The organism is Bradyrhizobium sp., from assembly GCF_052389815.1.
Taxonomy (GTDB): domain Bacteria; phylum Pseudomonadota; class Alphaproteobacteria; order Rhizobiales; family Xanthobacteraceae; genus Bradyrhizobium.
Map to the genome: position 1 here is coordinate 1 of NZ_JBQTHN010000158.1, position 12,242 is coordinate 12,242.

Annotated in this window: 7 protein-coding genes and 1 pseudogene; 7 read left to right on the forward strand and 1 reads right to left on the reverse strand. The window is 61.0% G+C overall.

Features of this window, described 5'->3' with window-relative positions; translation table 11 throughout:
- Positions 1-1,200, reverse strand: a pseudogene (locus ACT4OC_RS24350) (hypothetical protein); the annotation flags it as partial.
- A gap of 518 nt (positions 1,201-1,718) precedes the next feature.
- Here ACT4OC_RS24350 and ACT4OC_RS24355 point away from each other — a divergent pair.
- The 7 genes from ACT4OC_RS24355 to ACT4OC_RS24385 all read left to right on the forward strand — a co-directional run.
- Positions 1,719-4,832 (forward strand): efflux RND transporter permease subunit, encoded by a 3,114-nt coding sequence (locus tag ACT4OC_RS24355; protein ID WP_444841596.1) that lies wholly within the window; start codon positions 1,719-1,721, stop codon positions 4,830-4,832.
- The gene (locus ACT4OC_RS24360; protein ID WP_444841597.1) at positions 4,829-5,320 is read left to right on the forward strand and encodes a hypothetical protein; all 492 of its coding nucleotides are present in this window, start codon (positions 4,829-4,831) and stop codon (positions 5,318-5,320) included. The genes ACT4OC_RS24355 and ACT4OC_RS24360 overlap by 4 nt, the downstream gene beginning before the upstream one ends.
- A gap of 49 nt (positions 5,321-5,369) precedes the next feature.
- Complete coding sequence (locus tag ACT4OC_RS24365) at positions 5,370-8,516, forward strand: efflux RND transporter permease subunit (RefSeq protein WP_444841598.1); 3,147 nt, start codon at positions 5,370-5,372, stop codon at positions 8,514-8,516.
- 86 nt (positions 8,517-8,602) lie between these two features.
- The gene (locus ACT4OC_RS24370; protein WP_444841599.1) at positions 8,603-9,415 is read left to right on the forward strand and encodes a hypothetical protein; all 813 of its coding nucleotides are present in this window, start codon (positions 8,603-8,605) and stop codon (positions 9,413-9,415) included.
- 90 nt (positions 9,416-9,505) lie between these two features.
- Positions 9,506-10,132: a hypothetical protein gene (locus ACT4OC_RS24375; protein WP_444841600.1), complete on the forward strand. Its 627-nt coding sequence runs from the start codon at positions 9,506-9,508 to the stop codon at positions 10,130-10,132.
- Between the two features lie 110 nt (positions 10,133-10,242).
- Positions 10,243-11,325, forward strand: coding sequence for a PepSY domain-containing protein (locus ACT4OC_RS24380; protein ID WP_444841601.1), 1,083 nt, complete (start codon positions 10,243-10,245; stop codon positions 11,323-11,325).
- 80 nt (positions 11,326-11,405) lie between these two features.
- On the forward strand, positions 11,406-12,242 hold an 837-nt coding region (locus ACT4OC_RS24385; RefSeq protein WP_444841602.1), incomplete at its 3' end, for a hypothetical protein.

Below are 12,242 nucleotides of genomic sequence, written 5' to 3' on the forward strand. Positions count from 1 at the left end.
GGGCACGATGGAGTCGCTGCCTCTGTAGACCTTGACCGTGCCGTAGAACGGGGGCGGGTCGAGGTGCGGTCTCACCGGCAGCTGCCGTAACGGCCGTTCCGGCAGTGGAACGTAGCCCATCCAACTCATGATTTGTCGCACCGCGGGGGCGACGACCAGCGGACTGACCCGGGGAACGACGACTGGGGCCGGTAACGGTTGCGGCGGCGGGGTCGGCCAGGCGAATTCCAGCCCGCCTGCAGTCTGGCGGTTCTCAAATACCTCGGTTGTCAGCGGCGTACCGATCGAAAGGGTATCGAGGCGTGCCACGCCGGTGGACGTGCCAAAGTGCAGGGTTTCCACTCCGAAGCGGGCAGCGATCGGGAATCGCATCAAATCGCCGACCAGAATGTGGGTCCGATCGAGGGTGAAGCGATCCACGCCCGTGCCTGGAACGCCAGTGATGACGGGGCTGTTCGCAGTTGGAAAAATCGCGCCGGTGCCGGTATCGAAATGCAGGACAAGTGCGCCGGTCAACCAGTCGCTCAGCTTGATGTCGAAATCCAGTTCGGCGGTGCCTAAAGCCAGGTTGTCCTTGTAGGGGCCGTTGAACTCCTTTGTCCGCGAAGCCACCCCTTCGAGCACACCGCTGAGCGCGAGGAAGCTGTTGATTTGCGGGCCGGTCTTTTTGAGCGTGTCCGCAATGATCTGCCGTGTTGCGTTCTCCTGCGCGGCCCAGCCAATCTCCAGGTCCCTTACACGCTCCGCAAGCGGCCTTCTTGCTCCAGCTTCCGACGGGTCTGGAGCGGGCAGCACGGCGGCCTGCGACTCGGCCGGAGGTGCAGGCTTGGGGGTTATTTCGAGGGGCGGAGGTGCAGCTGCGACGGATGCCGGGCGCTCACGCGATACGGCGGGCGCAGCGCGCTTTGCCGGCGACGCACCTTCCAGGGCGCCGAGGCGCTGCGAGAGCTTTCGGTTTTCTGCCTTCAGCTCATGCACCATTCGTTTGAGAGCTGCGATGTCGTCGCTTTCCGCCGAAGCCGCATCAAAGGGCACGAGCAGCGAGAAGCCCAACAGGGCTGGAGCGGCGCGAGCGATCAACGGGCGCAGGGCACAGGCACGATGCCAAGCACGCCACGTCGTCTCTTCGATTCTGGTCGCTCCCGCAAGCGAACGCCGCCTGAAGCAGGCGACAAGATCATTTCGCTTACTCCAGGACATGCGCGACCCCACCGGTACCCCACTAGTCCGCCAAGACAATTCGCCACCTACTCGACTCTTTCAGCCAGCGTTGCACCCGTCAAGTGATCCGGGAAACAGTGGCAGGCTTAGTTGCTTTGTCACCACACTCGCTCGTTCGACCTCAATCGCGAACGGCTGCGAGTGGCAGGCATGGGCCGCAAGTCGGGTACGCCCGTAAGTCCGTACAAGGGACGGACAGGTTTAGCCGTTGACCATCGAATTAGGTAGAGGGCCATCATCCGAAGGGGGGATATTCATCGCCCGGAATGCCTCACGGCACTCTGTCCGGAACACGCTATGTTGGCAAAACTGGGTAAGTGCGGCCAACCTGTGGCGGTGGCAGGACCGAATTCTAGCCACGACGCGGCGGGAGACGGGCCGAGGTTCGGGAACTGAGCAGAACTTGGCACTGCAACGGGAACCGGGCCGCAACTAGAGATCGTGCAGATTTTGCAACTTGAGTTTGAAAACAACCGGAAGTTAAGGGGCGTTTGGAGATGTTGTGGCTCATTTCCTCTGCCGTTCGCTTACGTACTCTCGTTGTGGCCGTCGCTGCAGGCCTGTTTGTTTTTGGAGCCTTAAGCGTCAGCGACAAGCCGCTGGATGTCATCCCCGAACTGCCACTGACCTCCCTCACCGTGAAGACTGAATCGCTCGGGCTCTCCAGCGCCGAGGTCGAATCGCTGATCACTGTGCCCCTCGAAGCCGATCTGCTCAACGGCGTCCCGTGGCTTCAGGTCATCCAGTCGGAATCGATGGCGGGACTCTCGACGATCGAGATGATCTTCGCGCCGGGCACCGACATGATGAAGGCGCGCCAGATGGTGCAGGAACGGCTGACCCAGGCGCATGCATTGCCGAACGTCTCAAGCCCTCCCGTCATGCTCCAGCCGGTTTCCTCGGCCAGCCGGGTCATGAACATTGGTCTGAGTTCGAAATCTGTCTCGTTGATCGACATGTCCATTCAGGCGCGCTGGAACATCGCGCCGCGCCTCGCCGGTGTTCCCGGGGTTGCCAACGTTTCGATATGGGGGCAGCGCGAGCGGCAGGTACAGGTGCTGGTCGATAGCCGGAATTTGCTCAAGAAGGGCATCAGGCTCGAGCAAGTGATCAAGACGACCGGCGAGGCTGTGTGGTCTTCGCCGCTTACGTACCTGAACTCCTCTACGCCGGGCACCGGCGGTTTTATCGAAACGCCGAACCAGCGGCTTAGCATCCGTCATCAGCTGCCAATCTCCACTGTGGGCACTTTCGCGAAGGTGCCGCTGTCCGGCTCGACCGTGCGCGTTGGTGACGTTGCTCATCTCGCGGATGGCCATCAGCCGCTGATTGGAGATGCCATTATCGGCGACGGGTCGGGCTTGTTGCTGGCAATAGAGAAGTTTCCCGGCTTCAACACGTCGGAGGTGACACGTGGTGTCGAGCGAGCGCTCGACGAGCTGAAGCCCGGGCTGCCCGGGATCGAAATCAATACCACCATCTATCGTCCTGCTAACTTTATCGAGCGCGCGACAGGTAACCTCAGCAGGGCTGTAGTCGTCTCATTCATCCTGGCCGCAGTTGCACTTGGCCTTCTGATGGGCAGCTGGAGGACTTCCTTCATCGCCCTGGTCGCGATTTCGTTGTCGTACGTTTCGGCAGCGATGTTGTTACAGGTTGCCGGGATTTCGCTCAGTATGATGGCAGTCGGCGGTCTCCTGATGGCTGCCGGCGTGGTGGTCCACGACGGTATCCTCGATGCCGACAACGTCCTGCGCCGTCTGAGCTCGCCACGCGACGCACGGCCCGGCTTCATCGTTCTTGCCCGGGCGATGCTCGAAACACGCCGGCCGATGGTTTTTGCGTCACTCATCGTCGTCCTCGCAGTGCTGCCGGTCCTGTTCATGCAGAGCCGGTCGGCGGCATTCTTTGCATCGATGGCCTGGGCCTACATCGCGGCCGTGTCCGTCTCGATGCTGGTGGCGCTGATCGTGACCCCGGCGCTTGCCGCCATGCTCTTCGGCAGTGCGCCGCGGAGCATGGCGGGTGACAGGCTTATCGATAAGCTGGCCAGGCAATTCGAACGAATCCTCGTGATCCGCTGGCCGATCGCGTGCATCGGTGCGGGCGTTGTGGCGGCGCTTGCCTGCGTTGCGCTTTGGAAACCGCTCGAGCGCGACATGATACCGAGCTTCAAGGAGACCGATCTGGTTGTCGACTGGCAGGGTCCACCAGGCACCTCGCTGCAGGCAATGATACGATCTACCGAAGGTCTGATCCAGGAACTGAAACAGATCCCGGGCGTGCGGAACGCGCACGCCAATCTTGGGCGTGCTGTGCTTTGCAATTGTGAGCGTGCAGCCGACGTCAATACGGGGCAGGTGTGGGTTAACATTGATCCGAAAGCGGATTACGAAAATGTGGTGGATGCCGTTGAAGCCGCCGTCGCGACCTATCCGGGAATGCGTGGCAAGGCCGGGACATACCTGTCGACGAAGCTGCGCGAGGCGCTCACCGGAGATGCGGATTCAATTACTGTGCGCGTCTACGGCAAGAGCCTCGATATCATTCGAGCCAAGGCCGAGGAGATTCGGGGAGCCATCGCAAAGATTCCCGGTGTCGAAAACGCCCGGGTTGAATTGCAGGTCGAGGAGCCCGCGATCGAGGTCAAGGTAGACGTCGATCGGGCGGCCGAATACGGCCTGAAACCCGGCGATGTCCGCAGGGCAACATCAGCGTTCGTCGGTGGCATCACAGTTGGTGCTCTTTTCGAGGAGCAGAAGGTGTTTGACGTGGTCGTTTGGGGCCGGCCGGAGTTGCGCGAAAACATTGACGACGTTCGAAATATGGTGATCAACAGCGAAAACGGCGGGCAGGCTCGCTTGGCTCAGATCGCCGATGTCCGCATCGCTCCGGCTGTCAGCATCATTCGGCGTCAGGGTTCATCTCGCCGCATTGACGTTCTTGCCAAAGTGGATGAGCGGTCGCTCGGCGCCGTGGCGGCCGAAGTTGGTTCGGCCGTAAAGCAGGTGGCATTTCCGTTCGAACACCGAGCCGAATTGCTGGGTGAATACAGGGAGCAACGGGCTATCCTGCGGTCGATATACAGTTACGCGGCGGCTGCCGCGGTGTTGATGGTCCTGCTGACGCAGGCGGTGCTGCGCAGCTGGGCACTCACCGCATTGTCGCTGCTGGGCATCCCGATCGCCGTGCTGGGCGGACTGGCGGCGATTGCGATTACCGACGGCACCGTCTCGCTCGGTTCGCTGCTGGGTCTGGGGGCGGTACTTGCGTTGGTGGTGCGGCAGGGTGTCGGTCTCGTCGCCCACTTCCAGCATCTGCAGCTGAACGAGGGTGAGCCGTTTGGTGAAAAGCTGGTGCGTCGTGGCGTTCGCGAGCAGTTCCCGACCATCATTGCATCATCGATTGCAGTGCTGGCACTGGTACTTCCGCTCGCGTTCATTGGCGATGTCCCCGGTCTTGAGATCGCTCACCCGCTCGCGGTCGCGGTGCTCGGCGGCGTTGTTACGGCGACGCTCGCAACACTGCTCTTGCTTCCCGCGCTTTACGTGCGGTTTGCCGCCGGCTGGACCGACGACCGGCTCGATCTCGAGACGGAGACCGCGTCATGACCACCACGGGTTTCATTTCGATTGCGCTCAAGAGGGAGAATTTTCTCATGGCTCGCCTCAGCATATTTGCGGTCGCAATTTCGGCCGCCTGCTTCACGATGTCCTGTGTCGCGGCCCTCGGTGGGGAGGCCGGGTCGACAACAGGGAAGGTGACGCCGGCGCGCGTCGAGGCCACCCTTGATGGGAAAATCAAGAAGATAACTCTCACGCCGAAGGCGGCCGAACGGCTCGGTATTCTCATCGACGAGGTGCGGGTGGATCCATCAGGCCGCCGGATCATACCCTACGGATCGGTCCTTTACGACCTTGCCGGCAAGACATGGGTCTACATTAACGCCGAACCGCTGACGTTCGTCCGCGGGCCGGTGGAGATCGAGACGATCAAGGGCGACAACGTATACCTAAGCGACGGTCCGCCTGTTGGCACAAAAGTGCTCGCAGCCGGCGTGCAGCAAGTATTCGGGACTGAGGTGAAAGTAGGTCATTAGCTTGTTTTGCTTTCCATAGCGGCTCTCGCACCTGGTGGGATCTTCGTCGATGATGAAGCTGGTCATAGGATCCAGTCTGCGCTTTCGCTATCTCGTCCTAGCGCTGGGCGTCGTATTGACCTGGTTTGGTGTTGCACGGGTCGGGAACGTGGCTGTGGACGTATTCCCGGAATTCGCCCCGCCACGCGTCGAGATTCAGACCATCTGTCTTGGGCTCTCGTCCGCCGAGGTTGAACAGCTTGTCACCGTGCCGCTGGAAAACGCGCTGAACGGCGTCCCGGATATCGAGGTGATGCGTTCGAAATCGGTGGCGCAGCTGTCGTCAATCCTCCTGATCTTCAAGACCGGCGCCGACGGCATCCGCGCGCGTCAACTGGTCAGCGAGCGGATGGCGCTTGCGTCGAAGACCCTGCCAACCTGGGCTGCGCCGCCGTTCATGATGCCGCCACTGTCCTCGACGAGCCGGATCATGAAGATCGGCATTACCTCGAGCGACAAATCCGTGATGGACTTGTCGATGCTTGCTTATTGGACCATCCGGCAGCGGCTGCTTGGGGTCCCGGGGGTTGCAAATGTCGCGATCTGGGGCGAACAGCTCAAGATGCTCCAGGTTTTGGTGGATCCGAAGCGGATGGCGGCAGCAGACGTTACACTCGACCAGGTTCAGGAAGCGGTTTCGGATGCCCTTGACGTCGGTCTGCTGCGCTATTCCCGCGGCGCGCATATCGGCACCGGCGGTTTCGTCGAAACGCCTAATCAGCGCTTTCAGCTCGTCTTTGCCGGGGCCGGCGTCACCCCCGAAACGCTTGCCAGGGTGCCGGTGACCAAGCGGGAGGGGAAGCCGCTGCTCCTGAGCGACGTGGCTAACCTTGTCTATGCGCCGCAGGGCATGATCGGCGATGCCGTTATCAACGACGGCCCCGGGCTCATGCTCATCGTCGAAAAATTCCCTTGGGGCAACACGCTCGCGGTTACACGCGGGGTGGAAGAGGCGCTGGAGAAAATGAAGCCGGGTCTTCCCGGAATTGAGATCGATACGACAATCTTCAGGCCGGCAACTTTCGTCGAGGACTCGATTGACAATCTGTCATGGGCGCTGGCGCTGAGTTGCCTGCTGGTGACAGGAATTATCGCGATCTTCCTTTACGAATGGCGTACCGCGATCGTCTGCATCGTCGCCATCCCGCTGTCGCTACTCGCAGCCGCACTGGTGCTGTTCATGTTGGGCGCGACCGTCAACACCATGACGCTGGCAGGCTTCGTGATCGCGTTGGGGATTGTCGTCGACGACGCGATCCTCGATGTCGAAAACATTATGCGGCGCCTCCGCCTGGCGCGGCAGGCAGGCGATGCAAGAAGTACGGCGAGCATCGTTATGGATGCCTCGCTGGAAATGCGGGCCCCGATCGTCTCTGCGACCCTTATCGTCGTTGCCGCGGTGGTGCCCGTCCTGTTCATGGAGGGGTTGGCCGGATCATTCTTCAAGCCGCTGATTGCCGCGTACGTGCTCGCGATCGCGGCTTCGCTCATCGTGGCGATGACCGTGACGCCGGCGCTTTGCCTGATCTTGCTGAACAACGCGCGGCTTGAAGGGCGCGAATCGCCGCTCGTCATCTGGCTGCGGCGCCACTACCCGCCGTTACTGGAGCGTGCCACCCGAACGCCGCGTCCGGCCTATATCACCGTTGGCGTCGTGACACTCGCGGGGATCGTCGTGTGGCCATTGCTTGGGCATTCGCTGCTGCCGGCATTCAAGGAGCGCGACTTCCTGATGCACTGGGTTACCACGCCCGATAGCTCGCTGCCCGAGATGTTGCGCATCACCACCCGTGCGAGCAAGGAGCTGCGCGCCATCCCTGGCGTGCGCAACTTCGGCGCTCATATCGGTCAGGCCTTCGCTGCCGACGAGGTCGTCGGCGTCAATTTCGGGGAGAACTGGATCAGCATCAGCAGGGAGGCGGACTACGACAAGACGTACGCCAGAGTCGAGGAAATGGTGGAAGGTTACCCCGGTCTCTATCGCGACGTTCAGACCTATCTGAAGGAGCGCATTCGAGAGGTCCTGACCGGTGCCGGCGAGGCAATCGTCGTTCGTATCTTCGGCCCGGATCTCGACGTTCTCAGGGACAAGGCGGAGGAGGTCCGCGCGGCACTCGCCGACGTTCCAAACCTAGTCAACCTGCACAAGGAGCTGATCGTCGAGATACCGCACATTGCGGTGAAGCTGAAGCTGGAGGAGGCACGGCGTTACGGTCTCAAGCCGGGCGATGTCCGACGCGCCTCTGCGACCCTGATGGCCGGAGAGGAAGTCGGCGACATTTTCATGGAAGGACGCACCTATGACGTTCAGGTGTGGACGGCGCCGGAATTCCGCAACAGCGTTGATTCTGTCCGCGAGATGCTGATCAACACCCCGACTAGAGAGCGTGTAAAGCTATCCGAGGTAGCCGACATCAGCGTTCAGCCAACGCCAAATGTTGTCAAGCGCGAGGCGAGTTCCCGTCGCATCGACGTGCAGGCGAATGTCAAGGGCCGTGACCTCGCCGCTGTCGCACAGGACGTTCAGTCGCGGTTGAACAAGTTGTCGTTCCCGCTCGGTTACTATGCGGTGCTGCAGGGCGAGTATCAGGAGCTAAACGCCGCCCGCCGGCGGCTCGAAATTCTTGGTGTGCTCGCGCTCGCCGCCATATTCGTGCTTCTGCAACAGACTTTTGGCAGCTGGCGGCTCGCAACGCTCACCTTTCTCACGCTTCCGTCAGCGCTGGTGGGCGGTGTGTTGGCAGCGTGGCTGGGGGGCGGCATTGTTTCGCTGGGTTCTTTGATCGGCTTCCTCACCGTACTCGGCATCGCCGCTCGCAACGGCATCATCATGATCAATCATTTCCAGCACCTGGAACGGTATGAGGGAGCAACGTTCGGCATGGAGCTCGTGCTTCGCGGCGCGAGCGAGCGGCTGCGCCCCATCCTGATGACGACCGGAGCCGCCGGGCTCGCGATCCTGCCGTTGATCATTTTCGGCAACCTGCCTGGCCACGAGATCGAATATCCGATGGCTGTCGTCATCATGGGCGGCCTTGTGACCTCGACGCTGCTCAATCTCTTCATTGTGCCTGCGCTTTATCTACGTTTCGGCCGCGGCTCAGCAGAGCCGACGATCAATGTGACCGGCCTGGAGCCGGTACAGGGGAGAGGCTAATGGCAGAGCATGGGTCCAGGTGGCGTCGGGAAACCTTGGCCGTCGTTGTTGCCGTCGCCTGTCTGGCGTTGCCCCACGCTGGTGTCATGGCACGGAAGGCCCATGCTCTCGAGATCAGGTTGGAGGCCTTCGATCGCAACAATTTCGACGGCTTGACCAAGATCGACAACAAGTGGTTCCCGCTGCAACCGGGGATGCAGTGGACCTATGAGGGGGTCACGCGCGAAGGGAACAAGCGCGTTCCTCATCGCGTAGTGCAGACCGTCACCGACCTGACCAATGTCGTCAACGGTGTGCGCGCCATCGTGGTGTGGGATGTCGACTACAAGGACGGCGAGCTGCAGGAGTCCGAGATCGTCTTCTTTGCGCAGGACAAAGATGGCAACGTCTGGCAGCTCGGTGAGCTCGTCGAAATTTACGAGGAAGGGGAGTTCGTCGGAGCTCACGCCTGGATAGCCGGCCTGGAGGGCGCGAGCGCCGGGATCATGATGAAGGCGGATCCGCAGCTCGGGACGCCCAGCTATTCCCAAGGCTACGCGCCAGCCCCGGTCAACTGGTCGGATCGTGCCAAGGTAGACCAGATCGGTCAGAAATCTTGTGTCCCGTCCGGATGCTACAAGGATGTCCTGGTTATCGCGGAGAGCAGCACCAAGGAAGGCCAGGACGCCAAGCAGCTTAAATACTACGCGCCCGGCGTCGGCTACATCCGCGTCGGCTGGAAGGGCAGGCAGGAAAAGTTGCGCGAGAAACTGGAGCTGCGCGAGGTCGGCAAGCTCACGCCCGATGCGCTGGCAAAGGCGCGCGACGAGGCCCTGGCAATCGAGAAGCGCGCCTATCTCTACGGTCGCACGCCACCCGTCGAACTCACGCAAAGCGCGACGGACACGGGAGGCCAATGAGCAATACGGGAGGGCGACGTGAACACCATTCATGGCCATACCTGCGGGCTCGTCGCTGTAGCGGTGTTGTCGACGATCGTCTTTCCGACGGTGACGTCCGCCGCCAAAGATGTCCGGTTCGAAGGAATTTCCGTTTATCTCGAACGCAACGTCCAAGACAACGACGCGGAGATCAGGTTCGAGGTGACAGGTACCAGCGACGGCCTCACGGCGCTGACGGTTTCGGGTCCCGGCGAACGTAAGGTCATCGATATCAAGACCCCCGACTCGAAACTGGGGATTCGCAAGCTGGCGATCGAATCGCCGGAGCCGGCGGATGACCGCATCGTCAAGGCCGACTTTCCGGCAGGCGCGTACCGTTTTGAAGGAAACACGAGCAGGGGCGCACCTCTGCGTGGCGAAGCGCACCTGAGCCATGTCTTTCCGGAGCCGGCCGCGTTCGAATATCCGCGATCCGGCCAGAAGGACGTGCCCGCCGCCGACCTGACGTTGCGCTGGTCCGTGCCGAAAGGGATCGAGTCCTGCGTCATAGTTATCGAGCAAACCGGCTCGCCTTACGAGATACGGGCGCTGGTGCCGGCGTCCGCAAAAACCTTCACGGTGCCCAAGGGATTCTTGCGCGCCGGCCAGGCCTACACTCTTGCGATCGGTACGGTCGCAAAGGATGGCAACCGGTCCTTTATAGAAACCAGCTTCACGACCGCGAGGGAGCGATGAGCGAATTGCGTCCACCGACGTCAGATCGGCCCGAGACGGACCGGCGTTGTCTCAAGGCTAGCTTCCGCGGGCGGCAGCATGACCTGCCACCCGCAATGCGGGACATGGCGATGTTGAACAAACAGACGAAGCCGGCGAGCTGGCAGCTTGGCCTGCTCGTTTGCTTGCGTGTCGCTCGCGCGGCACCGATCATCCTGTCGGCGACCGGGTTTGCGTTCTGCGGAGGCACGGCGTTTGCGGCCGAGATCAAAGACCCGCCGCGCTGGACGAAGGGCAGCGACTTCTCCTCGCTGAAGGATTGGAATCTGAAAGCTGAGCAGATCGTCCCGCACGGGGTCAATCCGCTCTATTACCCGATTACGCCGGGCCACAAGCACGCACTTGAGCGGCCCGATCACCCCGATGGCAAGTATCGCAAGGAGACCGTGGTGCTGAATACTACGGAGGATTTCGACATTCGTGACATCGGCAAATTCAAGACGGCAGTGGTGCAGGAAGAGGAGTATCTCGACGGCGTCCTGACCCAGCGCACGCTAAGCTGGCTTGCCCTCGATAAGGCCACCAACAATGTTCATTCGTTCGGTCACGTGAGCTGGAAAATCGAGGATGGCAAGCCGAGCTTCACGGGAACGTGGCGGGCTGGTGACCCCGATGGCGACGGCGTTGCTGAACCGGGCCTGTTGATGCCGGGCACCTTCAAGGTGGGCGAGCGCTATGTCTTCGCCGGCAGCCGGAGCACAGCCTACGGCGGCGCCGAGAACATGGAGGCAGGCCTTCAAGCGACGGTCCCCGCTGGGACGTTCAAGGGCTGTGTTCGGGTTCGCGAGCAGGGGCTGATCAACCTGAAGGAGATCAATGACAAGATCTGGTGTCCTGAAGCTGGCCTGGTGAGCGACACTTCCGACGGCAAGCTCATTATTTCCAACGCGCTCCCCTCTAGCAATCCGGCCTCCAACGATTCAAGCATCGGGAAGCTGCGCGACAAGCCCGCAAAGCAAAAGTCTGCGGCGGCGAAGATTACCGCCGAAAACGCCAAGAAGATTGCCCTACAGCGCGTGCCCGGAAAAGTCACGGACATCGTAATCGAGAGAAAGAAAGGCAGGAACGTCTACGTGGTTGAGATCCAGACGGATAGCCGCGAGGTCGACGTCTTCGTCGATACCCAGACAGGGGAGGTCGTTGGAACGGATTGACGTGGTGATAGGAGAGACTGGTTCCGCAATCCTGGGCGACGTTCCGGTCGAGGCGTCGTTCGCAATAGGAGGATATCGAGATGTTCGACATGAACAGTTCGGAGCGACAGATGAAGGTGGCACACCGGCGATCCGGCCCGTTGGCCGGGTGGCGTGCAACGTTTACGACAGCAACGCTTCTGACCGCGGCCGGGCTCGTGCTCGCTGGCGGCACTTGGCTCGGTCGGCATGGCGACAGCGCTGTGGCTCGGGAATACAAGGATCTGCCAGGGCGCACCCAGAGCGGCGCCCGGGTCAATTTTTCCTCATCCAAAGACTGGAACTTGAAGGCAGAAAATTTGGTCACGAGAGGACACAATCCTCTCTATTTTCCTCTCCAGCCGGGCTTTCGATACATCATGGAGCATCCAAACCATCCACATGGACTCCTACGGGTAGAGGTCCAGGTTCTCGACAAGACCGAACCGTTTGATGTTCCGGGTATTGGCAAGTTCGAATGTGGCGTCGTCCAGGAAGAGGAATTCTACGACGGCGTGTTGGACCAGCGGGCGGAAAACTGGTTTTGCATGGATAAGGCGACAAACAGCATGTACACGTTTGGCGAAGTGAGCTGGGAGATAGACCAAGTAGGACGCAAGGTCTTTGCCGGGACCTGGCGTGTCGGCGACCCCGACGGCAACGGCATCGCCGACCCCGGCTTGCTGATGCCCGGGTCATTCAAGGTCGGCGACAAATACGTCTTCGACGGTCACGAGGCCGAGGCGTATGGCTATACAGAAAACATGGAAGACGGGATCACAATAACCGTTCCAGCCGGGACCTTCAAAGATTGTGTGAGAACACGCGAGTATAGCCTCACCAATCCATCCGATATCACGGACAAGTGGTGGTGCCCTGGAGTGGGACTCGTCAAGGAC